This window comes from Candidatus Eisenbacteria bacterium, assembly GCA_016867495.1.
In the GTDB taxonomy this organism is placed as follows: domain Bacteria; phylum Eisenbacteria; class RBG-16-71-46; order CAIMUX01; family VGJL01; genus VGJL01.
In genome coordinates this window covers 80,530-101,392 of the sequence record VGJL01000001.1, presented here as the reverse complement: position 1 = coordinate 101,392, position 20,863 = coordinate 80,530, and the positions used below count along the sequence as shown (strand labels likewise).

20 protein-coding genes and 2 tRNA genes are annotated in these 20,863 nt (G+C 67.2%); 10 read left to right on the top strand and 12 right to left on the bottom strand.

Features of this window, described 5'->3' with window-relative positions:
• Positions 1 to 615 (bottom strand): hypothetical protein, encoded by a 615-nt coding sequence (locus FJY88_00420; protein MBM3285808.1) that lies wholly within the window; start codon positions 613 to 615, stop codon positions 1 to 3.
• Between the two features lie 303 nt (positions 616 to 918).
• Between FJY88_00420 and dnaJ the strand changes: the two genes are divergently transcribed.
• The 5 genes from dnaJ to dacB are packed head-to-tail and all read left to right on the top strand — an operon-like array spanning position 919 to position 7,819.
• The gene (gene dnaJ / locus FJY88_00415) at positions 919 to 2,073 is read left to right on the top strand and encodes a molecular chaperone DnaJ (protein ID MBM3285807.1); all 1,155 of its coding nucleotides are present in this window, start codon (positions 919 to 921) and stop codon (positions 2,071 to 2,073) included.
• A gap of 2 nt (positions 2,074 to 2,075) precedes the next feature.
• Positions 2,076 to 2,888, top strand: coding sequence for a 16S rRNA (uracil(1498)-N(3))-methyltransferase (locus tag FJY88_00410; protein MBM3285806.1), 813 nt, complete (start codon positions 2,076 to 2,078; stop codon positions 2,886 to 2,888).
• A 15-nt stretch (positions 2,889 to 2,903) separates the two neighbouring features.
• Positions 2,904 to 4,421, top strand: coding sequence for a phenylalanine--tRNA ligase subunit alpha (locus FJY88_00405; GenBank protein MBM3285805.1), 1,518 nt, complete (start codon positions 2,904 to 2,906; stop codon positions 4,419 to 4,421).
• Positions 4,412 to 6,289, top strand: coding sequence for a phenylalanine--tRNA ligase subunit beta (locus FJY88_00400; GenBank protein MBM3285804.1), 1,878 nt, complete (start codon positions 4,412 to 4,414; stop codon positions 6,287 to 6,289). Before FJY88_00405 ends, FJY88_00400 begins: the two co-directional genes overlap by 10 nt.
• Before the next feature lie 6 nt (positions 6,290 to 6,295).
• Positions 6,296 to 7,819, top strand: coding sequence for a D-alanyl-D-alanine carboxypeptidase/D-alanyl-D-alanine-endopeptidase (dacB, locus tag FJY88_00395; GenBank protein MBM3285803.1), 1,524 nt, complete (start codon positions 6,296 to 6,298; stop codon positions 7,817 to 7,819).
• An 11-nt stretch (positions 7,820 to 7,830) separates the two neighbouring features.
• On the opposite strand, the gene murB is transcribed toward dacB, so the two are convergent.
• From murB to FJY88_00380, 3 genes are all read right to left on the bottom strand, one after another.
• On the bottom strand, positions 7,831 to 8,727 hold the full coding sequence (gene murB / locus FJY88_00390; protein MBM3285802.1) for a UDP-N-acetylmuramate dehydrogenase: 897 nt from the start codon (positions 8,725 to 8,727) through the stop codon (positions 7,831 to 7,833).
• On the bottom strand, positions 8,727 to 9,674 hold the full coding sequence (locus FJY88_00385; GenBank protein ID MBM3285801.1) for a TerC family protein: 948 nt from the start codon (positions 9,672 to 9,674) through the stop codon (positions 8,727 to 8,729). Before FJY88_00385 ends, murB begins: the two co-directional genes overlap by 1 nt.
• A gap of 137 nt (positions 9,675 to 9,811) precedes the next feature.
• Positions 9,812 to 9,895 (bottom strand) — tRNA-Leu (locus FJY88_00380).
• Between the two features lie 123 nt (positions 9,896 to 10,018).
• Here FJY88_00380 and FJY88_00375 point away from each other — a divergent pair.
• Positions 10,019 to 10,091 (top strand) — tRNA-Ala (locus FJY88_00375).
• A gap of 65 nt (positions 10,092 to 10,156) precedes the next feature.
• Here FJY88_00375 and FJY88_00370 read toward each other — a convergent pair.
• A complete protein-coding gene (locus tag FJY88_00370) occupies positions 10,157 to 10,777 on the bottom strand; it encodes an ATP-dependent Clp protease proteolytic subunit (protein MBM3285800.1) in 621 nt (206 codons plus the stop codon).
• An 80-nt stretch (positions 10,778 to 10,857) separates the two neighbouring features.
• The gene (locus FJY88_00365; protein MBM3285799.1) at positions 10,858 to 11,316 is read right to left on the bottom strand and encodes a dCMP deaminase family protein; all 459 of its coding nucleotides are present in this window, start codon (positions 11,314 to 11,316) and stop codon (positions 10,858 to 10,860) included.
• Between the two features lie 300 nt (positions 11,317 to 11,616).
• On the opposite strand from FJY88_00365, the gene FJY88_00360 reads away from it, so the two are divergent.
• Positions 11,617 to 11,970 carry a DUF2087 domain-containing protein gene (locus tag FJY88_00360; GenBank protein ID MBM3285798.1) on the top strand — a complete coding sequence of 118 codons (354 nt, stop codon included), beginning with the start codon at positions 11,617 to 11,619 and terminating at the stop codon, positions 11,968 to 11,970.
• Here FJY88_00360 and trmB read toward each other — a convergent pair.
• The 6 genes from trmB to FJY88_00330 all read right to left on the bottom strand — a co-directional run bounded on the left by trmB (position 11,867) and on the right by FJY88_00330 (position 17,893).
• The gene (gene trmB / locus FJY88_00355; GenBank protein MBM3285797.1) at positions 11,867 to 12,571 is read right to left on the bottom strand and encodes a tRNA (guanosine(46)-N7)-methyltransferase TrmB; all 705 of its coding nucleotides are present in this window, start codon (positions 12,569 to 12,571) and stop codon (positions 11,867 to 11,869) included. The two genes, FJY88_00360 and trmB, sit on opposite strands and share 104 nt — an antisense overlap.
• Positions 12,568 to 13,632, bottom strand: a complete 1,065-nt coding sequence (locus tag FJY88_00350) for an Mrp/NBP35 family ATP-binding protein (GenBank protein MBM3285796.1) — start codon at positions 13,630 to 13,632, stop codon at positions 12,568 to 12,570. Before FJY88_00350 ends, trmB begins: the two co-directional genes overlap by 4 nt.
• 129 nt (positions 13,633 to 13,761) lie before the next feature.
• Positions 13,762 to 15,360: a hypothetical protein gene (locus FJY88_00345; GenBank protein MBM3285795.1), complete on the bottom strand. Its 1,599-nt coding sequence runs from the start codon at positions 15,358 to 15,360 to the stop codon at positions 13,762 to 13,764.
• Positions 15,357 to 15,674 (bottom strand): hypothetical protein, encoded by a 318-nt coding sequence (locus tag FJY88_00340; GenBank protein ID MBM3285794.1) that lies wholly within the window; start codon positions 15,672 to 15,674, stop codon positions 15,357 to 15,359. Before FJY88_00340 ends, FJY88_00345 begins: the two co-directional genes overlap by 4 nt.
• Positions 15,675 to 15,728: 54 nt before the next feature.
• Positions 15,729 to 17,057, bottom strand: a complete 1,329-nt coding sequence (locus FJY88_00335; GenBank protein MBM3285793.1) for an ABC transporter permease — start codon at positions 17,055 to 17,057, stop codon at positions 15,729 to 15,731.
• On the bottom strand, positions 16,994 to 17,893 hold the full coding sequence (locus tag FJY88_00330) for an ATP-binding cassette domain-containing protein (protein MBM3285792.1): 900 nt from the start codon (positions 17,891 to 17,893) through the stop codon (positions 16,994 to 16,996). Before FJY88_00330 ends, FJY88_00335 begins: the two co-directional genes overlap by 64 nt.
• A gap of 129 nt (positions 17,894 to 18,022) precedes the next feature.
• Between FJY88_00330 and FJY88_00325 the strand changes: the two genes are divergently transcribed.
• The 3 genes from FJY88_00325 (at position 18,023) to FJY88_00315 (ending at position 20,721) form a co-directional block, all read left to right on the top strand.
• Complete coding sequence (locus FJY88_00325) at positions 18,023 to 18,907, top strand: site-2 protease family protein (protein ID MBM3285791.1); 885 nt, start codon at positions 18,023 to 18,025, stop codon at positions 18,905 to 18,907.
• A complete protein-coding gene (locus FJY88_00320; GenBank protein ID MBM3285790.1) occupies positions 18,907 to 19,995 on the top strand; it encodes a glycosyltransferase family 4 protein in 1,089 nt (362 codons plus the stop codon). Before FJY88_00325 ends, FJY88_00320 begins: the two co-directional genes overlap by 1 nt.
• A 63-nt stretch (positions 19,996 to 20,058) precedes the next feature.
• The gene (locus FJY88_00315; protein ID MBM3285789.1) at positions 20,059 to 20,721 is read left to right on the top strand and encodes a glycosyltransferase family 2 protein; all 663 of its coding nucleotides are present in this window, start codon (positions 20,059 to 20,061) and stop codon (positions 20,719 to 20,721) included.
• The last annotated feature ends 142 nt before the right edge of the window (positions 20,722 to 20,863 follow it).

Genomic DNA, 20,863 nt, shown 5'->3' with positions numbered 1-20,863 from the left:
CTACTTTCCGGATTGGATCTCGGTGTCGATGTCGGTCGCGAGCAGGCCGAGGAAGGTCTGCGCGTCGGCGTTGGCGCTGTCGATCGTGAGAAACACCCAGTAGACGCCGCGCCAGAAGCGGATGGTGGTCGCGGTGCTGACGTCGATCCGCGCCTCCTCGCCGTACTCGTCGGTTGGCGTTCCCATCTGGTTGTTCTCGTCGTTGTGCAGCCCCTGCGCGTTCCCCGTCGTGTCCATCCGGAAGATCCAGATCCTGACGCGTTGCTCCGCCCCGACCTGGGCCGTGTACTCCTGGCCGGCGAACTCCTGGAAGGAGTAGCTCACGTACAGGGTGTAGCCGCCGTTGATCGCGGCCTGAAGCTCCTGGGCGGTGTCGGCGAGAAGGAGATCGCCGGTGCGCGTGATGCTGCCTCCGGTCGGCGGCAACAGGTCCTGCGGATGCCGTGGTCCAGTCGGCTGATCGTCCGGTTTGCCGCTCTTGTCATCTCCGCAGCCGGCGATGCCGAGGGCGCCGAGCAGAACGAGGAGCGACAGGCTGCCGATGAGCCCCGTCCAGACGATGCCTCTCCTGCGTCGGCCCGACAGCCTCGGCTCGCGCCCGAGTCGCTCGATCATCTGGCCCTCCTTGGACGACCTGACCGCGAATATCCGCTGACCTGACCCGCTCGTGCCGGGAGGCCTCACGCTAGCCCATCGCTTCGCGGAAGGTCAATCCGGATCCCGGCGCGGGCTCGGCACGGCTTCCAATGACAGGCGGCCGACGCGTAGACTCTCCCCCGAGTTGCGAGCCGGAGAGCGGGCGTCCATCAGGCCTGTGGCACGCGACTTGACCCCCGGTGATGCGGGTCCTACGGTTGGGAATCAGCGTCAAGTCCCGGCTCGATCCGCGGCGGGAAGGCGCGTGGAGGGGTTGTCGAGTTGGCGAAGCGAGATTTCTACGAGGTCTTGGGCGTCGAGAAGAGCGCCGGCCCGGATGAGATCAAGAAGGCCTATCGCAAGCTCGCCCTCAAGCACCATCCCGACCGCAATCCCGGCAGCAAGGAGGCGGAAGAGTCCTTCAAGGAAGTGACGGAGGCCTACGAGGTCCTTTCGGACGAGACGAAGCGGGCGCAGTACGACCGCTTCGGTCACGCCGGCGTCGATCCCTCCTACGGGGCCGGCGGCGCCGGAGCTGGGGGAGGCTTCGGTTTCGATCTCTCGGACGCTCTTCGCGCCTTCATGCGGGAGTTCGGAGGCCTCGGCTCCTTCTTCGGCGACGAGGAGATGGGCGGGAGGGCGCGGGAGACGCGGGGGGGAGACATCCAGATCAGACTGAAGCTCGGTCTGGAAGAGATCGCCGAAGGGACGGAGAAGAAGGTGCGGGTCAAGAAGGGTGTGCCCTGCCCGCACTGCAAGGGGACGGGTGGCGAGCCCGGCAGCGGCGTCACGACCTGCGTGCAATGCGCGGGGCAGGGACAGGTGCGGCAGGTCCAGAGGTCCTTCTTCGGGCAGATCGTGAATGTCACTGCCTGTCCGAGATGCCGCGGGGAAGGGAGGATCATCGAGAACCCCTGCCGTGAGTGCCGGGGAGACGGAGTCGGCGCGGGCCAGGAGACGGTGATCGTCAAGATCCCTCCCGGGGTGATGGAGGGGAACTACATGAGCCTCAGGGGACGGGGCCACGCCGGTTTCCGGGGCTCCCCTCCTGGCGACATCATCGTGATCTTCGAGGAGAAGCCCCACGAGATCTTCGAGCGTCATGGCGACGACGTTCTGACTCGGATCACGATCACGCCGGCGATGGCGGCCCTCGGCGCGCGGATCGAGGTCCCGACGCTGGGGGGAAGGGCGATGGTCGAGATCCCGCCCGGACTCCAGGCGGGGAAGGTTCTGCGGCTGCGGGGCAAGGGGATCCGCTCCGTGCGGTCGCGGGAGCACGGCGACCAGCTGATCCGCGTCGAGATCCGCGTTCCCGAGAAGCTCGGAGCGCGCGAGCGGGAACTATATGAGGAGCTCCGCCGCCTGGAGGGGAACCGTCCGGCGAAGGCCGAGAAAGGGTTCTTCGATCGAATCCGGGATGCCTTCGCAGGCTGAGCATGGGCCGCGATCCCCATCCCTTCCTTGTGCCGGCCGAGTGCATTGACGTCGATGGCCGCGTCCTCTTTCCCGAGGAGGAGAGCCGCCACATCCTCAGGGTGATCCGGTTGAAGCCGGGCGATGCGTGCAGGGTGGTGGACGGGCGAGGGGGACGATACCGGGTGGTTCTGGGGAAGGAGCAGGGGCGCCTGGTGGGAACCGTGATCGAGAGGATGCGGGACGAACCCCCCGCGCCGCGACTCGATCTCGGATTCCCGATGCTGCGGCAGCGGGCGCGCGTCGAGTGGCTTCTCGAGAAGGCGGTCGAGGTCGGCGTCGATTCGCTCACGCCTCTTCTCTGGGAGCGCGCCGTGAAGGAGTCGGCCGCGATTCCGCGCGCCCGCTGGGAGAGGATCGCGCGCGAGGCCGCGAAGCAGTCGGAGCGATCCTGGTTGCCCGAGATCGTCCATCCCGAGGATCCTGTCACTTTCGCGCTCTCCGGCTCGGGCGCGAGCGGTCCCCCGGAGCGCGGAGGAGCGCCGGCGCGGCGTGAGGGAGCGTCCCGGCCCGACGGGGCGCGCACCGTGGCCCTGCTGGCCGATCCCGCCGGGTCGGAGGCGCTGCCCGACTTGCGCGGGGCGTTGCGCGTCCGGTTGCTCGTGGGGCCCGAAGGGGGGCTGAGCGAGGGCGAGAGGCGCGCGCTCGAAGCCTGCGGTACGATCCGCTGGTCCCTCGGGCCGACCCGACTGCGGGCGGAGACGGCGGCAATCGTGGGCAGCCACCGCCTCGCTCGGGCCGCGAGAGAAGGGGAAACGACGGCGAGGCCGTCATGATGAGAGGACGATGGAATGCGCCTGCCTGACGATCAGATTCGGCTCCTCGCGCACCTTGGGGAGGCTGGCGACGGCAAGAGGGTGGCGGAGCTGGGCGAGGATCTCGCTCTCGATCAAGCGCGCGTGGCCGCCGCGGCCGTGCAGCTTGCCGAGATCGGGCTCCTGAGAATTGCCGAGGAGGCCTATCGCGAGCTGGTGATTCGCCCCGAAGGGCGGCGCTGGATTCAGGGAGGAATCCCGGAACGCCGACTCCTCGCCGCCGTGGTCGAGGCCGGCGGAACCCTAGCGATCTCCGATGCCCCGGGCAGGACCGGAATGGAGCCGAAGGAGATCGGAGGTTGTCTCCGCTGGTTCCAGTCGCGGGGATGGGGAAAGAAGGATGGCCCCATCCTCCAGAGCCTCGCGCGCGACCCGGCCGCGACGGCCGATGAGCGGCTGCTGGATGAGTTGCTCCGCAGAGAGAAGGCGACCGCGGAGGATCTGGAACGCGCCGGAGTCGATCTCGCGGGGGCGCTCGAACTCCTCAAGGGGCGCCCGCAATGGTGCGAGGTGCGCGAGAAGGCCCATCGGCGCCTTCACCTGACCGCCGAGGGGAGGAAGCTGCTCTCCGCGGGCATCGAAAGAGCATCGGAGGTGAACCAGCTCACGCCCGAGCTGATCGCCTCGGGCCGGTGGCGGGAGGCGACGATCCGTCCCTATGACGTGAACCTGCCGACCGAACCCGTCTTCCCCGGGAAGCGGCATCCGCTGCAGCGCGTACTCGACGAGACGCGGCGAGTCTTCCTCGAGATGGGATTCCAGGAGATCGTCTCACCGATCGTGGAGTCCTCGTTCTGGAACTTTGATGCCCTCTTCCAGCCGCAGGATCATCCGGCGCGGGAGATGCAGGACACCTTCTTTCTCGATCGGCCCGGGAATGTTCCGCTGCCGGAGGACCGGACGCTCGTGGATCGCGTCCGGCGGACTCACGAAGATGGGGGAGAGACCGGTTCGATCGGATGGCAGTATCGATGGGACGAGAAGAAGGCCGCGCGCGCGGTCCTGCGCACGCATACGACCGCGACCACCGCGCGAGCCCTGGCGGCCGATCCGATCGGGCCGCGGAGGGTCTTCTGCGTCGGGCGGGTCTTTCGCCGCGAGACGATCGACTACAAGCACTTGCCGGTCTTCTATCAGGTCGACGGCATCGTCGTGGACAGGGAGGCGTCCTTCGCGACCCTCCTCGGCACTCTCTCGGCCTTCTACCGCAAGATGGGCTTTGGACAGTTCCAGTTTCGCCCGGCCTTCTTCCCGTACACGGAGCCGAGCGTCGAGGTCTACATCTGGTTCGAGAAACGGAAGGACTGGGTCGAGATGGGTGGAGCGGGGATCTTCAGGCCCGAGGTGACAGAGCCGCTGGGATGCAAGAGCCCTGTCCTGGCCTGGGGCCTCGGGCTCGAGAGAATCGCGATGATGCGCTACGACCTCAGTGACATGCGGGATCTCTACCTGCCCGACACGGAGTGGCTCAAGGGGGTTCCTCTATGCCTGTGATCGCGATCCCGCTGGATGCGCTGCGCGAGCGCCTGGGCGCCGAGATCCCCCGCGACAGACTCCTGCGCGTCTTGGAGGAGATCGGGTGCGACGTGGAGGGATTCGCGCTCCTTCCGAGGACCCGCTGCGCGCGCTGCGGGTGGATCGAGGAACGGACTCCGACCGAGGACCCGCCCGCTCGTTGCGATCGGTGCGATGCGGATCACCGGCAGGATCCCTCGACCCTCGAGGACCTCCCCGAGATCGAGGTCGTCCGGATGGAGCTGCTGGCCGTGAGGCCCGACATGTTCGACCCGGGAGGGCTCGCCCGGGCTCTTCGAGGCTACCTCGACCTGGAGCGTGGAGCGCCCGTCTACGAGGTCGGGCCGCAGGCGGCGACGGTTCGTGTCGATCCCTCTGTCAGGCTGCCCGGGAGTCATCGCCCTCACATCGCGTGCGCGGTGCTCGAGAATGTCAGGCTGGACGAGGGAACGCTCAAGGTCTTGATGAAGCTGCAGGAGAACCTGCACTGGGCCCTCGGCCGCAACCGGAAACTCGCCTCGATCGGCGTCTACGACTTCGACACTGTGGTCCCGGAGATCGAGTATACGAGTGAGGACCCTTCCGCATACGCTTTCGTCCCCCTGGGGGTCGCCGATGGCGTCGGGATGACCTTGCGAGAGATCCTTGATCGCCACCCCAAAGGGCGGGCCTTCCGCCACCTCCTCGACTCGTTCGATCGGTATCCGATCCTCCGCGATCGCACGGGGAAGGTCTTGTCGATGCCGCCGATCATCAACAGCGAGGAGACGAAGGTCCACCTCGGCAGCAGGAACCTCTTCATCGACGTGACCGGGCTCGGCCAGCGCGTCGTGCAGCGGGCCCTCAACATCCTCGTGACCTCCATGCTCGAGAATCTCTCCGGAGCGAGGCTTCGGGCCGTCGCGATCGAGGGAGCGAGCGACATGAGCGGGCGGGCCGGCATGGAGGGAAGCCTGCTGATGCCCGATCTGACCCCGCAGCCGGGCCGCGTGGCCGTCGAGAAGAGCGCGCGGCTTCTCGGCATCAGGATCGAGGCCGGGCAGGCGGTCGAGCTGCTGGAACGGATGAGACACGACGCGCGCGAGTCGAACGAAGGCGTGATCGATGTGTCGATCCCGGCCTATCGCAACGACATCCTCCACGAGAACGACCTGATCGAGGACCTGGCGATCGCCTATGGATACCACCGGATCGCGCCGGAGCTTCTCCCCGCGAGGACCGTCGGCAAGCCCCGCGCCCTGGAGACCCTGACGTCCCACGTCCGGGAAGTTCTCTGCGGCCTCGGGTTCCACGAGAGCCTGACGATGATCTTGAGCAGCGATGAGGAGCACGACCGCAACCTGGGGAGGCCGCCGGACGACCGGGCGGTGCGAATCGCCAATCCGATCTCGACCGAGCAGACCCGCTTGAGGAGGAGCCTGCTGCCCGGACTCCTGCAGATCTTCCGGCACAACCGCCATCAGCCGCTGCCGCAGCGCGTGTTCGAAGTGGGGGACGTCGTCGATCTGGACGAGCAGTCGGAGACGCGCGCGCGCGAGCGGCGGTCGGTGGGTTTCGGGATCATCGGACCCAAGGTGGGATTCACCGATGCGCGGGCCTACGCCGAGGCGGTCGCCCGGGAGTTCGGCGTGACTCCCTCCTGGGAGGCCGCGTCCGAGGCGCCGTTTCTGAAGGGCCGCTGCGCGCGGCTGCTGATGCCCGACGGCGCTGTTGCCGGCATGCTCGGCGAAGTCGATCCGGACGTCCTCGCTCGCTTCGGCCTCGAGAATCCATCGGTTCTGGCGGAGCTGTCGGTCGACCTGCTGGCGGGCCGGACGCCCCTCCAGCGATTCGAGCTGGAGGACTGACACAGGATGCCCAGCGGGCGCGCTTCGCTCTCGGACGCTCGGGGGATCAAGGGTTCGGCCGCTCTTCTCCGCCGCGCGGAGGATCTGATCTCCGGCCCCTCCCGCGGTCGCGGAAGGCGAACGGCGCAGGGCCCGCGCATCGCTCTTCTCTTCGCGATCGCGCTGATCGCCGCTCGATCATCGGCGGGGACGCCCGCGGCCCTCGCGGATGCGCTGCGCGCCGCGAACGAAGACGAGACGATCGCCGTCGGCGTGGTCTTCGCGCCGGTCTGCGGAGCGGGGGAGAGGGTCGCGATCGGAGGGGAGCTGATGCTCCCCCCCGCGAGCGTGCAGAAGGTCGTGACGAGCGCGGCGGCCCTCGACATGCTCGGCCCGGGGCATCGGTTCTCCACGTCGCTCCTCCGGGAGCAGGAAGCGCGCGGCGGGATCCTCGAAGGGGATCTGTACCTGGTCGGGGATGGAGACCCCTTCCTCGTCTCCGAGCGTCTCTGGCTCCTGGGCCGTGAAGCGGCGATCTCGGGCCTCACGGAGGTGCGGGGCGACATCGTCGTTGCCGCTCCGATCGTGGCTGACCTCGATTCGCTGCGGCTCGCGGAAGCCTCGGACAGCCCGTATGCGGCCCCCGTCTCGATTCTCGGAGTGAACTTCAACAGCGTCTCGTTCCTCATCCTGCCGGGAGCGAGCGTTGGAGAGAGGGCGGAGTGCCGGATTGAGCCGTTTCCCCTTCCAGGGATCGAGAGCAACAGCCTCGTCGAGACGGTTCTTGAGAAGGCGACCGCGCCGGTCGTCGCGAGGCGGAGCTTCGATGGGGAGAGGGAAGTGTGGACTCTCGAGGGCGCGATCGCCCATGGGTCGGGCCCGGCGCGAATCTTCCGATCGACCCGCAATCCGGGTTTTCTCGCGGGCGGGATGCTGCGCGGCATCCTGGCGCAGCAGGGGATCGGGGTCTCCGGAGTACGACTCGGGGCTCCGCCGGCCGGGGCCTACCCGCTCGCCACGCTCGAGTCCCTGCCGCTCTCGCTCCTCGTTCGGAGCATGAATCTCTGGAGCAACAACTTCATGGCGGATCTTCTCCTGGTGGATCTCGGCGCGGACAGGTCCGCGGCGGCGGGAAGGGCGAGGGTCGAGGAGTGGCTCCGCGGCAGGGTCGGTCTGGATCCCCTGCCGATCCTCAAGGATGGCTGCGGCCTCTCTCCCTCGAACCGGATCTCCGCCGAGCAGATCGTGCGCCTCCTCGCCTGGGCGCACGGCGAAGAGAGGATCTTCCCGGACCTCTATGCCTCCTTCGCCCGCCCCGGGGACGAGGGGACCATGGAGAAGCGCTTCCGAGACGGCGGCGCCCCGGGGCTGCGCGCCAAGACAGGGACGCTCGGCGACATCGGCGTGAGCAGCATGGCCGGCTACGTCGATCGGGCCGGAGGGGAACGCTACGCCTTCTGCATCCTCCAGCAGGGGAAGCCGGGCGCCGGCGCCATCGCCGCGCTTCGCGCGCGCGAGGAGGCCTGGCTTCGGCTCTTCGTGGCTCCCTGACCTCGGGATCGTCAGACTGACTCGCCGAAGCCGACCAGCTGGATCTCCAGCTCCAGACTGATCCCGAAGGCTCCGCGAACGCGACGGCGCACTTCGTCGATCAGATCGAGGACGTCGCGGGCTCGCGCTCCACCCTCGTTCAAGATGTAGTTCGCGTGCAGATCGCTGACGAACGCGCCTCCCTTTCGCAGTCCCTTGCAGCCCGCCTGGTCGATCAGCCTGCCCGCCGAGGTTCCGGGCGGGTTGCGAAAGACAGATCCGCAGGAAGCCCCGGCCGGCGTCCTCGACTTCCTTTCGCCGGCGATCCGTCGGATCTCGGCCGCAAGGCGCTCCGGATCGTCCCGCTCAAGCTCGATCTGAACGGCCACGACGGTAGGGCCCGCGGGATCGCGCCCCTTGAGGGCAGAGCGGCGGTAGCCGTACTCCATCTTACCGGGAGGCCAGGTTTCCAGCTTGCCGTCGGGCAGGACGACTTCCACTCCCACGACGACATCGGCCATCTGCCCCCCGTAGGCGCCGGCATTGCCGACGGCGGCGCCGGCCAGGGTTCCGGGAATCCCCTCCGCCCACTCCATCCCCGCCCATCCCGACCGGGCGGTTTCGCGGGCGAGGCCGGCCAGAGGCATACGGGCCTCCGCGCGGACGATGGCGCGATCCCCGATCACCTCGAGGCTCCTTCCCCGGGCCGCGTAGCGAACGACCAGACCGGGATACCCCTCATCGGCGACCAGCAGGTTCGTCCCGCCTCCCAACAGGAAGACCGGCCAGCCGAGGCGCTCCGCTTCTCTGCGCGAGATGGTCAGCTCCTCCGGCGTCGCGGGCTCTGCGAGCGCGCGGCAAGGGCCGCCGATCCGCCAGGAGGTGAATGGCGCAAGGCGCGCCCCTTCAGTCCAGCTCCCCCGACGCATCACGATTCCGCGGCCTCGGCCTGGACGGCTTCCCGCCGGCTCTTCCCGGGCCTCATGAGCGAGACGATGACAGAAACGGCGATGGCCGCCGCGACGAACTCCAGGGAGACTCCGATCGGGATCTTGACGAAGTGCGAGAGGACCATCTTGACCCCGACGAAGCAGAGCACGACCGCCAGGCCGTACTGCAGATAGTGCAGACGATCGACGAGGGTGGCGAAGAGGAAGTAGAACGATCGCAGGCCGAGGATTGCGCAGATGTTCGAGGCGAAGACGATGAAGGGATCGCGAGTGATAGCGAGGATCGCTGGAATCGAATCAAGAGCGAAGACCACGTCTGTCGTCTCGACAACGAGGAGGACGGCGATGAGCGGGGTAGCGAGGAGGCGGTCCCTGCGGCGGCAGAAGAACTTCTGCCCATCGTAGTCCTGCACCATTGGAACGGTCCGCCGGAAGAGCTTGAGCAGCCGGTTCTTCTCCGGGTCGACGCCGATCTTGCTCTGCCGGAGGAGCTGGATCCCGCCCCAGATGAGGACTGCTCCCAGGATGTAGACGAGCCAGTAGAAGTACTGGAGCAGCATGATGCCGAAGAAGATGAAGAAGCCGCGCATCACGACGGCGCCGACGATGCCCCAGAACAGGACTCTGTGCTGGTAGTCGGCGGGGACGCCGAAGTAGGCGAAGATCAGTACGAAGACGAAGATGTTGTCGACCGAGAGGGAGAGCTCGATCACATATCCGGTGAGGAACTCGAGCCCTTTGGCGTGCCCCTCCACGAGGAAGACGAGGAGCCCGAGGGAGAGGGCGAGGGTGACCCAGACGCCGCTCCAGATGGCGGCCTCTTTCGGCCGGACGGCGTGCGCCCTGCGGTGGAGAACCCCGAGGTCGATCCCGAGAGTCAGTACCGCCACCGAGGCGAAGATCAGCCAAAGCCAAAGTTGGGACAATCTCTCCTCCCGGGCCGCCGGTACGAGCCGGTCTCCTCGTCAACGACAGGCCGCACGCTATCATGTAGCTGCGGGCGGGGGAAGCGGGGCGGACGCTGCGACGCGAGGCGAACGCGAGGGCGGTCGCGGGTCGGACTTGCCGGAGGTGGGAGTCGAACCCACACGAGGTTGCCCTCACGGGATTTTGAGTCCCGCGTGTCTGCCAGTTTCACCACTCCGGCTCATTCGCTCGTGGCCCGCACAGGATACACGACGGGACGCGGCGGTTTGCAAGGGGCTTTTCGATTGACAGTCGACGCCTCGCGTCGCTAGGTTCGTGACTGGCCGGTGACCATGCGCGCGATGGGGCTGTAGCTCAGTTGGGAGAGCGCATGACTGGCAGTCATGAGGTCGTCGGTTCGATCCCGATCAGCTCCAGGTAAGCGAGGGCCCCCGGATCCGCAACCAGGCTCCGGGGGCTCGCTTTGACCCCATAGGGCGTATCAGGCGCCGTCCATGTCGGTCCGCCGTGTGATGATCCTGCTCACCAGCCCATACTCCACGGCTTGAGGCGCCGCCATCCAGAAGTCCCGATCCGCATCGTGGGAAACCGTCTCGGTGGACTTGCCCGTGGCGTCGCTGATGAGATGGTTGTACTTGTCCCGCAGTCGAATGATCTCGTTGGCCGCGATCTCGAGATCGGATGCCTGGCCGAAGCTCGCCGAGGACGGCTGGTGCAGGAGAAAGCGGGAGTGGGGAAGACTGAGGCGCGACCCCGACTCGGCGGCGATGAAGACGAGAATCGCCGCGCTGGCGCAAAGGCCGGCGACGAGGGTCCGGACCGGAGGGCGCACGAAGTGGAGCATGTCATAGAGGCCGAATCCCGAGTCGGCTTCCCCGCCGGGGCTGTTGATGATGACGGTGATCGGCTTGGCCCCATCCGCCGCCTCGAGGAGCAGGAGGTTCTGATAGACGCGTCGGGCCACGTCCGCCGTGATCTCCTCGGAGATCAGGATCGTCCTGGTCTTCAGGAGTCGCTCGAGCAGCTTCGGCTCCTCTTCCTTCTGCGCGGGAGGCCCCTCGTCCGTATTCTCTTCCTCTTCCTCATCGCCCTGGTCGTGCAGCGTCCGTGTCAGCTCGTCCACATCGCCCTCCCTCTGTTGACCTTCCTATCCCTTCGGCCCTGCCGGGTCCTTCCTGTAGCCTAGCCGGTCTCCTCTGATCGCCGCTCGGGGCGTCCGCCCGAGAGATCGACGAGGGCGATCCCGGCAAGCTCGGCGTGCCGGAAGATCCGCTCGTCGCGGTAGAACTCCCCGAAGTAGATCGTCCTGATGCCGGCGTTCGCGATCATCTTGAAGCAGCTCCAGCAGGGGCTCGCCGTCGTGTAGATCTCGGCCCCGTCGATGCGGACGCCGTTCTTCGCGGCCTGGAGGATGGCGTTGGTCTCGGCGTGGATCGTGGCGACGCAGTGCCCGTTCTCGATCATGTGGCCGGCCTCGTCGCAATGGGGCATGCCCCGGATGCTGCCGTTGTAGCCGGTCGAGAGGATCGTGCGGTCCCGCACGATGACCGCCCCCACGTTCTTCCGGTCGCATGTCGATCGGGTCGCGACGACATGCGCGATCCCCATGAAGTACTCGTGCCAGCTGACCCTTGAGTCCATGGCCTCCACCCCTGTCGGGGGAGTCTAGCATGCTGGCCCCCGCCCGAAAGGGGTTGGAGGCAGGTGGGCGAGCGTGGCGCTATAGTCCTGTAATATTCTTGACAATCCGGTAGAATCCTCTATACTATTTATAGGAGGTATTACATGGTTGAAAGTCCTCAACAGGAGATGCGTTTCTATACGGCAGCGGAAGTGGCGACCCTTCTGAAGCTCAACCATCAGGTCTTGGTCAGGAAGCTGCTCGCGGGCGAGATACCTGCCTACAAGATCGGAAAGGACTGGAGGATCGAGGAGGGGGAGCTGCGCGCCTGGCTGAAGAGCGTCTCCAACCGGCCCTCCGGTAGAACCGAGGGGGCGGAAGAGCAGATCCGGAGGCGATTCTTCGATGGGGGGCGGCTGAAGCAGATCCCGGCGCGGCGAAGCCGCCGGGAGATCGTGCTGCGGATCCTGGCCCGATCATTCGAGGCGGGTCGGGACTACAAGGAGTCCGAGGTGAACGAGATCCTCTCCGGATTCCACGGCGACTTCTGCACGCTCCGCCGGGAGCTGATCATGGCGAAGCTTCTGACGAGAGAGAAGGGCACCTACCGCCGCAACCCGGCGCCGCCATCGGGGGAAGAGGCGCGGGCGGAGGAGGATCGGCCGTCCGGCTGAAGACGCAGAAGCAGAGGGTCCGCCCCTGCTTCGCATACTTGACGGCGTAGTTCGTCGCCTCGGAAGCCGCCGCCAGCTCGGGGGCCCCGGTCTCCTCGAAACAGCGATGGCCCGCGAGCCACTCCCGCGCCGCCGCGAAGTAGGGCTCGACATCGGTCGCGATCGCAAGGATCCCCCCGCGCTCGAGCGCCCGCGCCGCGAGGTCGAAGAGGGCGGGGCAGAGGAGACGCCTCTTGGCGTGGCGCTTCTTTGGCCACGGATCGGGGAAGTAGACGTGGATGGCGCGCAGGCATCCCTCCGGAACCCAGCGCGACAGGAGGTCGAAGGCGTCCGCGCGCGCGAGGATGACATTCCTCCGGCCGTCGCGGGCAAGGCGCTCCGCGCACAGCGAGAACCACTTGCCCGCCCGCTCAACGCCAAGGAAGCCGGTCTCGGGGCGGGAGGCGGCCTGCTCCCGCAGGAATCTCCCTTTTCCGGACCCGATCTCGAGCTCGACGCCGCGCACGGGTACCGCGAAGATCTCCTCCCATCGCAACGGGGGAGTTCGCTCGCTCAAGTCGAGAATCCAGGGACGGATCTCGTCGAGCCGGACCCTCCTCACGTCCGGCCGACCGTCGCCCCGGCGCCCAGAGCGTCAAGCAAGGCCCGCGCGGCCGCTAAGAAGGCGCGCCCCGCCTCCGAGTCCGGAGCTTCCGCGACGACTGGGCTGCCGAGGTCGCCGCCCACTGGTATGCGCGGATCGATCGGGATCTCCCCCAGCAGGGGGATGCCCAGCCGCATCGCTTCGCGGCGTCCGCCTCCTCCTCGGAAGATCTCGGTGCGCTCGCCGCAATGGGGACAGGCGAAGTAGCTCATGTTCTCGATCAATCCGAGGACTCGGACATGGACCTTCTCGAACATCGCGGCTCCCTTGCCGGCGTCGATCAGAGCGACATCCTGCGGAGTCGTGACGATGACCGCTCCCGAGAGGGCGACGAGCTGCGCGATCGAGATCTGGGCGTCCCCCGTTCCCGGCGGGAGATCGAGAACGAGGGTGTCGATCCCATCCCACGCGACATCGGTCATCAGTTGCTCGAGCGCCTTGCCGACCATCGGGCCTCGCCAGATGACCGGTGTGGCCCGATCGACCAGATACCCGATCGACATGCTTCGAACCCCGTGGCGCTGCAGCGGCAGGAGCTTCTGGTCCGCGATCAGGGGGCGCTCGTTCTCCATCCCCAGCATGAGGGGCACGCTCGGGCCGTAGATGTCGCAGTCGAGCAAGCCGGCTGCCTTCCCCAGACTGGCGAGGGCCACGGCGAGGTTCACGGCCACGGTCGACTTCCCGACCCCGCCCTTGCCGCTCGCGACGGCGATCTTCAGAGGAACCCCGGCAAGCAGGTCGACTGCGCCGGGGGCGAGTTGCCCCGGCTGGACGGCCTGCCGATGCGGCAGCGACAGATCGAGCTCAAAGGGGACGCCGAGCGCGCCGAACCGCCTTCTGACATCCGCCTCGATCTCGCCGGCGGCTGCGGGATCGTTGGTCGCGATCTCCAGCGCGACCCGCCATCGGTCTCCGTCCTTCGCGATCCCTCGCACGTATCCGAGCGAGACGATGTCTCGCTCCAAACCCGGGAATCGGACCTCCCGCAGGGCGTCCAGGATCCTCTCCTTCTCGACCATCCTGCCTCCTTCTCGGGTCGAAGGCCGGCGGCGATCCCGTGCCGCCTGCTCGTCGGGCCCGTACGATAACCGTCCAGTATAGCCGCCGGAGCGCGCGAGGAGTACGCGGAGGCTGATCCGGGTGCTGCCTCAGGGCTCCATCCGCTCGTAGTAGCGGAACAACAGCGGCTCCGCGCCGCCGGTGGGAATCATCACCTCGCGCAGCCGGTAGGCTCTCTTGAACCGGAGGTCGCTGTAGATTTCGAAGTCGCCCGAGAACCAGGGCTCGGGGTACCCCTCGGAGCCTCCGAAGATGATGAATCGAGGCGAGCGGGAAAGGACGTACGCCCCGTCGCCCTTGTGGTGGCCCTGCAGTCCTGCCCAGGGCAAACCGGGATCCGGCGGCGGCATCTTCCGCCTGGCGACCCGCTTGTCGTTGAGGCCCAGCATGTCGATGCAGGGCAGCCCCGAGTAGTAGGGAGTCGACCCGGCCGTGTTCAGGGCGACCAACGAGCCCCGCGGCCACGCGTCGCGGATCTGGAGGCCCACGGCCCGCCCGTTTCTCGCGGGGCTTTCCATCTCCCCCCAGCGCCTCTCGCGGGCGAGGTGGACTGTCGACACCACGTTCATGAAGCAGAAGACCAGGATCAAGAGGAGCGAGAGGGCCTCCCTGCGTCGATCGAGCGCGGACGGGGCGATTCTCCGCGCGCAGACGAGAAAGAGCATCGGGAGGATGGGCACGAGGAACCTGAACCACTGCATGTGATCGCCGCCGATCCAAACCACGTAGAGCAGGTAGACGGCGGAGGCCAGGAGCGCGAAGCGCTCGGACGCGGCCAGGGGGCGCGTCCGCCAACCGTGCCAGCCGGCGAGAGCCAGCAGCGGCAGAGCGGGGTAGTACAGGAGGAAGTCCGCGAGATACAGCAGACCGTCGGGGAGCACCGTGAATCCCGCTCCCGCCTTCACGTGGAATGTGTTCGGAACGAAGTCGCGGTAGTAGGCGATGCGCCACAGGAGGCGGGGGACAAAGAGGACCGCGAAGCCAAGCGCGCAGGTCGAGACCATCCGGAGCGCGTCTCGCGGGCCGACCCGACGGATCCCTGTCGCGAGCAGGCAGCCGATGGCGACGGCCGCGAAGAGCGTCGCCTCCGGCCGGCACAGCTCGGCGAGACCGAAGACGAGGCCGACGCGGAATGCTGCTCCTCGGGTTCCCGGCGGAAAGGCTCCGGGGCGCAGCCGGTTGGCCTGGTCAAGCGACTCGATGAGGCGCCCCGCGGAGAGGAGGGCGACGCTGATCAGGCATGCGAAGCCAAGCGTCTCGAGCCCTCCGATGGCCCAGGCCGCGAGCGGTCCCATGCTTCCGAGAAGAAGGGCCGTGCGGGATCCGTCCGGCCCCTCTCGGACGGCCAGGAGCACGAGGAGAAGCAGGAGACCGATCATGCCGAGCAGGCGGCTCGCCAAAACCAGATCGAGCCCTGCAATACCGAGGGCGGCCGAGCAAAGCACCCAGAGGAGGCTCGTGTATCCTTCGACTCGCTCGCCTGGATTCCAGACGATGCCGGCGCCGTCCAGCAGATTCCGCGCATAGCGCAGGGGAATGAATGCGTCGTCGTTGTAGAAGTCGCGGAGCGTGATGAGAAGCAGCCCTGCGAGCGCGACGCCGGCGGCCGCGACGGCCCAGGGAGGCGCGATCAGTGGTCTTGCTCGGTCGGCGCTCGCGTCCGTCGGAGAGAGTTTGGGCCGACTCACGGCGTCTCGGAATCCGATTCCCGAGCGGGGGGTTCCGTCTCCCTGGGAGGAACGACCCTCATGGAGGCTCTCGCGCGCTGCCTGGCCGCCTCGGCGAGCCTGCGGCGGATTGCGCCGCGCGCCGCTTCTTCCCACTCGGCAGGGACCGCCACGCGCACCTCGCCCAGGCCATCCATCGTGATTCCGATGGCCGGCCCCGCGCTCTCGTAGGCGAGATCGACCGGGATGCCCTGCGCCACGAGGTACCCCTTGACGATCTCCGCTTCGGCAAGCCCGGCCGCTCGATAGACGACGACGAATCCCTCGATGGCCATTTTCCCCTCAGCGCGCCTCGCGCCGCGGCGGGCGAGCGAGCATCCGATCCGACATCATGATTCGCGAACCCACCGCAGGATCTCGGGGAGCGTGGGCCGCTTGCCATAAACAAGGATGCCGATGCGGAAGATCCGCCCCGCGATCGCCGCCACCGCGAGGACCGAGACCAGGAGGATCCCGACGGATAGGGCGAGCTGCCACGCGGGCGGCGTGTGAAGGTTGATTCGCATCAGCATCAGGACGGGGCTGAAGAACGGCACCAGGGAGAGCACGACGCTCGCCGTGCTGTCGGGGTCTCGGAGGATCATCTGGAGCAGCAGCATGGGAACGACGAGCAGCAGCGAGACCGGCCAGTTGAGCTGCTGGGCTTCCTGGTCGTTCGTGACCATCGCGCCGACGGCCGCGAACAGGCCTGCGTAGAGGAAGTAGCCGAGTAGGAAGTAGACGACGAAGAAGACGAGGCTGAGCGGAGGGATCGCGGTCATGTTCGCCAGCACCGGGCTTGTCGCTCGAATGTAGGCGGTTCCTGCGATAGCCACCAGGGACCAGATGGCATACTGCGTCAGGCCAACGCTCCCGACGCCCAGGATCTTGCCAAGCATGATCGGAAGCGGCCGCACGGAGGTCAGGAGGATCTCGACGATCCGCGAGTTCTTGTCCTCGAGCACCGAGCGCTGGATGCTGACGCCGTAGATCAAGAGCGTCATGTAGAGGATCAAGGCCAGCACGAACCCGGCGATGATGTCGGTGGCGAATCCGCCCTCGCGCATCCCGTCCTTCGTCACCTTGAAACTGCGGAAGCGGATGTCCCTCGAAATCGCCTCGGTGTCATCGATGGTGACGCCCCTCTGAGCGAGGCGATGAACCATCGCCGTCCGGTTGATCGCTTCGCGGATCCTCCCGAGGATCTCCGGGTCGGCAAGGCCCTGCGCGTAGAGACGGGCATCGCCGCCATCGAGCGCGTCGGGAGGGAGCCAGAGGATCCCCGTGAACTCGCCCTCGAGGACCCGTTCGCGCAGGCGGTCGATCTGCATGCGCGCCGCGACGGTGTCGGCGGGGGCCTGTTCCCAGGCGAGCGTGTACCGGCGGGACCCATCGGGAAGCGTATCCGACAGCGCCGTCTCCAGGCGCTGCTCCATGGCTCCCGTCTGGTCGATGCAGGCCAGGATGATCGAGCGGCCCGTCGAGCGCGACCCCAGATAACCGGGGACGACCGTGATTCCCAGCATGAAGACGGGGCCGAGGACTGTGCCGATGATGAACCAGCGCTGGCGGACCCTCTCGAGGTACTCGCGCCTCAGGATCGTCCAGAGCTGTCTCACCGCGCCCCCTCCACCAGCCTGATGAAGATCTCCTCGAGAGAGGCTTCCGCCACCTCGAATCGTCGGATCTCGACCCGCTCGACCAGCCGGCGCAGCAGCGCTCCTGCATCGTCGGGGCGCTTCAGGTGAATCTCCACGTACCGGCCGTGGTCCCGGTACTCCGCTTCCATCGAGTCGAGGAGATCGCGGGGCAGATCCCCGGAGTACTCCACCTGGACCGTGTCGTCGCCATGGAGCGCGCGCACTTCGGCGAGGGGCCCCTGGACCACGGCGCGGCCCTTGTGGATGAGGCAGATCCGGTCGCAGCTCTTCTCCACCTGCTCCATCTGGTGCGTCGAGAAGATCACGGTGCAGCCGCGGTCCCTCAACTCAAGCATCGCGTCCTTGAGGAGGCGGACATTCACGGGATCGAGCCCCGAGAAGGGCTCGTCGAGGATTACGAGCTCGGGCTCGTGAAGCACCGTCCCGATGAACTGGACTTTCTGCTGCATCCCCTTCGACAGTTCCTGGATCCTCCGGTTCGCCCAGTCTCCGACCTCGAAGCGCTCGAGCCAGCGTTTTCCCCTGGCGCGCGCCTCGCGCAGGCTCAGTCCGTGAAGCGCTCCGAGGAAGGCCAGGTGATCGAGGACGCGCATCGACCGATAGAGGCCTCTCTCCTCGGGGAGGTAGCCGACCTTGCGCTTGCCGGCGTCGTCGAGATCAGAGCCGAGAACGCGGATCGTCCCCTCGTCAGGGAGCAGGATCTTCAGGATCATGCGGATCGTAGTCGTCTTGCCAGATCCGTTCGGCCCGAGCAGACCGAAGATCGAGCCGACCGGAACGTCCAGGCTGAGCCGGTCGACAGCCTTCTGGCTCTGGAAACTCTTGGAGATGCCCTGAATCGAGACCGCGTCCATAGGGGTTCCTTGTCAGGGGGATGATAGTCGTCGGAGGGAGCCACGGCCAGAGGCAATGGCATGGACGAGGGGCCGACGACCGAAGTCGATGCTATACTCCCAGGCTCTGGCGGCGGGAGGAATCGACGGTTGAACGTCCGGGAACAGCTTGCCCGCATACCCTACTGGAGCCTCGACGCTCCTGAGGCGCGGGGGGACACGGTCGAGGCGCGGGGACCCACTCGACGCGAACTCCTCGTGCCCGGCGTCCTCTTCGCCCTGACCCTGCTGACGACGACCCTCGCGAACGGGTTTCTCTACGGCGCTTGCGTCGTGGCCATTCTCCTGGTGCATGAGATGGGGCACTACCTGATGTGCAGGCGCTACGCGGTACCCTCCACGCTGCCCTACTTCATCCCCCTTCCGCCGCAGATCTCCTTCCTCGGGACGCTTGGAGCGGTGATCCGCATGCGCCTGCGCACGGGGGAGCGCAGGATCCTCTACGACATCGGCATCGCGGGCCCCCTGGCGGGGCTCGCTGTCGCCCTGCCGGTCAGCGTCCTGGGTCTTGCCCTCTCCCGCGTCGTCGAGGGTCCCATGCCCACCCCCGGCCTGGTCCTCGGAGACTCCCTCATCTTCTCGCTGTTGCAGAGGATCGTCCTTGGGGACGTGGACTCCTCGGCCGTTGTCCTTCTGCATCCCGTCGCCCTGGCGGGGTGGACGGGCCTGTTCGTGACCGGACTGAACCTGATCCCGATCGGGATGCTGGATGGCGGCCATGTGGCCTATGGCCTGCTGGGCAGGAGATCGATCTGGCTCTCCTTCGTCTGCCTCGGAGGCCTGGGTCTGCTAGGCGCGCTGGTCTTCTCCGGCTGGTTCGTTTGGTTCGCCCTGTTGCTTGTGCTCGGGGTGAAGCACCCCGCCACGAAGCTGCGGAGCGCGCCGCTCGACCGGCGGCGGATCCTTCTGGGACTCGCGGCCCTTGCTGTTTTCGTCCTCTGCTTCGTTCCTCATCCCTTCGCCATCAGCCCGTGATGCCGTCGCGAAGAGTCCTGCACGTCCTGCATCGAGCGGCCCTCGCCGGTACGGAGCGCCACGTCCTGGCCCTGACGCAAGGCCTCAAGATGAGAGGATGGGAGCCGCTGGTCGCGGTGAGCCGAAGTGGGCCGGCGGAGGCTGCCTTCGAGCGCGCCGGGATTCCCGTCGTCCATCTGCGGCGGACGCGGGGCCCGGATCCGACCTACGTCTTCCGGCTGGTATCGCTGCTGAAGGAGCGTGAGATCGATATCCTCCACGCGCATAGCGGACGTCTTCCGTGTCTGGCGGGCCGCATCGCCGGGATCGCTCTTGTCGTTGAGACGCGGCATGGGCTGGGGAGCGAGGGGCTCGCGGGCGCGCGGCTGCGAGCGCAGGCGTTCCTCTGTCGGCTCGCGAAGCGGACGATCGCCGTCTGCGAGGCGGATCGCGAGGTCCTGATCCGCGGCGGTCTGCCCCCAAGTCGCGTCGTGAGGATCTCGAACGGCATCCCTCCGAGGCGGCGGCCTCCGAGCGAGAGAGGAGGGGGGACGCTTCGCCTCGGGTTCCTCGGGCGGCTCGCCCCACAGAAGGATCCTCTCTTTCTCATCGATGTCGTGAGGCACCTGAAGGGCGCCATGCCAGGCGGATGGACCTTGCGTATCGCAGGCGACGGCCCCCTCGCGAAGCGGCTTCGCGAAGGACTTGCCGATGGCTGTCCAGCGGGCTCTCTCGTCTGGATGGGTGAGATCGACCATGCAGAGGACTTCCTGGATGAACTGGATCTGCTGCTTTTCCCGTCACGGTGGGAAGGGCAGCCGCTGGCCGTCCTCGAGGCGATGCAGGCCGGTGTGGTAGTTCTGGGGTCGCAGATCGCAGCGCTCGACGAGCTTCTGGGAGGGGAGCCGCCGGCCGGGCTCCTGCTGCGCCGCGAGCCTGCGTCGTGGGCCTCGGCCATCATGGATCTCTCCCGCGACCGCGACCGGCTGCGGTCGATGGAGATCGAGTCGATGCGGCGGGTCGCCGCGGAACATGGGATCGGGACGATGGTGGAGCGGGTCGAGAGGCTCTACCTCGATGCCTTTGCCGGCGAGAGCGCCTGCTGCTAGGCTGATCCGCATGTCGAGAGCGATGCCGTGCGCCGGAGCGAGAGCGTGAAGGTGAGCATCATCATGCCCGTCTACAACGAGCGGGCGACGGTGGAGACGGTCGTGCGCCGGGTCCTTGAGGTGCCCCTGGACTTGGAGCTGTTGATCGTCGATGACGCCTCCCGCGACGGAACGCCCGAGATTCTCGCAGGGATCAGCGATCCCCGCGTTCGCCTCTTCCGTCACGCGACCAACCGTGGAAAGGGAGCGGCGATCCGGACCGCGATACCGCACACGACCGGGGATCTCGTAGTCATCCAGGACGCGGATCTGGAGTATGACCCGGAACAGATTCCGGCGCTCCTCGCGCCGATCGAGGCCGGCGTGGCGGACGTCGTCTACGGATCCCGGTACCTGCGTCAGGGAGGGGAGAGGCGCCTGGTTCTCCACTACCTGGCGAACCGGTTCCTGACGACCCTCTCGAATCTCCTGAACGGCCTACGCCTGACGGACATGGAGACCTGCTACAAGTGCATCCAGCGCGAGACACTCCAGTCGCTCCGTCTTCGTTCCGACCGGTTTGGCTTCGAGCCGGAGGTGACCGCGAAGCTGGCCCGGGGGGGAGCGCGCTTCCTGGAAGTCCCTGTGAGCTACAGGAGCAGGGGCTATTCCGAAGGGAAGAAGATCCGGCTGAAGGACGGGATCGCGGCGATCGGGGCCATCCTTCGCTACCGCTTCTTCGACTGAGCCGCGCCCCCTCGCTGGGAGCGCCAAGCCTCTTCCATGCCTGCGCTCCCCAGGGGCCGGTCCCTTTCGCCTGTGCCACCTCTCCCGGAACATGGCTGGCTGCTGGCCCGGGTGTAGCCATTCGTTGACATAGACCCCCTCG

What these genes read in the sequence shown, in the direction of transcription:
- FJY88_00420 (MBM3285808.1), bottom strand. Translation starts at nt 615, where the DNA reads ATGATCGAGCGACTCGGGCGCGAGCCGAGGCTGTCGGGCCGACGCAGG.
- FJY88_00410 (MBM3285806.1), top strand. Translation starts at nt 2,076, where the DNA reads ATGGGCCGCGATCCCCATCCCTTCCTTGTGCCGGCCGAGTGCATTGAC.
- FJY88_00405 (MBM3285805.1), top strand. Translation starts at nt 2,904, where the DNA reads ATGCGCCTGCCTGACGATCAGATTCGGCTCCTCGCGCACCTTGGGGAG.
- FJY88_00400 (MBM3285804.1), top strand. Translation starts at nt 4,412, where the DNA reads ATGCCTGTGATCGCGATCCCGCTGGATGCGCTGCGCGAGCGCCTGGGC.
- dacB (MBM3285803.1), top strand. Translation starts at nt 6,296, where the DNA reads ATGCCCAGCGGGCGCGCTTCGCTCTCGGACGCTCGGGGGATCAAGGGT.
- murB (MBM3285802.1), bottom strand. Translation starts at nt 8,727, where the DNA reads ATGCGTCGGGGGAGCTGGACTGAAGGGGCGCGCCTTGCGCCATTCACC.
- FJY88_00365 (MBM3285799.1), bottom strand. Translation starts at nt 11,316, where the DNA reads ATGGACTCAAGGGTCAGCTGGCACGAGTACTTCATGGGGATCGCGCAT.
- FJY88_00350 (MBM3285796.1), bottom strand. Translation starts at nt 13,632, where the DNA reads ATGGTCGAGAAGGAGAGGATCCTGGACGCCCTGCGGGAGGTCCGATTC.
- FJY88_00340 (MBM3285794.1), bottom strand. Translation starts at nt 15,674, where the DNA reads ATGGCCATCGAGGGATTCGTCGTCGTCTATCGAGCGGCCGGGCTTGCC.
- FJY88_00330 (MBM3285792.1), bottom strand. Translation starts at nt 17,893, where the DNA reads ATGGACGCGGTCTCGATTCAGGGCATCTCCAAGAGTTTCCAGAGCCAG.
- FJY88_00320 (MBM3285790.1), top strand. Translation starts at nt 18,907, where the DNA reads ATGCCGTCGCGAAGAGTCCTGCACGTCCTGCATCGAGCGGCCCTCGCC.
- FJY88_00315 (MBM3285789.1), top strand. Translation starts at nt 20,059, where the DNA reads ATGCCCGTCTACAACGAGCGGGCGACGGTGGAGACGGTCGTGCGCCGG.